The sequence below is a fragment of the Labrenzia sp. ATLA3 genome, assembly GCF_057180185.1.
On sequence record NZ_JBXUKV010000023.1, the window covers coordinates 1 to 517 of the forward strand.

At 62.5% G+C, this 517-nt stretch carries 1 protein-coding gene; it reads left to right on the forward strand.

Annotation, left to right across the window (positions count from 1 at the left end; translation table 11 throughout):
• Window positions 1-173: 173 nt before the first annotated feature.
• Window positions 174-517, forward strand: a 344-nt coding sequence (locus AC2A6O_RS29045; protein ID WP_498932184.1) for a DUF4150 domain-containing protein, incomplete at its 3' end; no start/stop codon positions are given.

Sequence of the window (517 nt, forward strand, 5' to 3'; positions counted from 1 at the left end):
TTCGGCAGGTTCGATCCTCCGCTCCCCCGCCTCACAACTCGGGACGATCCGGACAGCATCGAAGGCGGTCCTTTCTTTGCCCAGGCTCACGGAGATGTTCTATGGGTCGTCGCAAACAAGGACATCTTCCGCTTTGATGGCACATCCTGGGAGCGGATTGAGCATCCGGATCTATGAGTCTTCCTCCTCCCAAGGACAACTATGCCGGCGAGCCGGAGTATCCGGCGCCCTGGACGACCGGGCGGCCCAAGGAGGGCCTGCGTGATATCGGCGAGGCCAGGATCATCTGCCTTGCGCCGGATGTCTGCCTGACGCCGGTCGGCAATTCGGTTGTGCCGATCCCTTACCAGATCGTCGACTATTGCGGCGACGACCAGGGCTACACGCCATCCGTGCGCTTCACGGGCAAGAAGGCGATGGTGCTGCGCTCCAGCACGACCTGCGTGCACGGCGATGCGCCGGGAACACGGAAAGGCGTCAAATCCGGCACGGTGGAGGATATCTGCGAACCCATCGG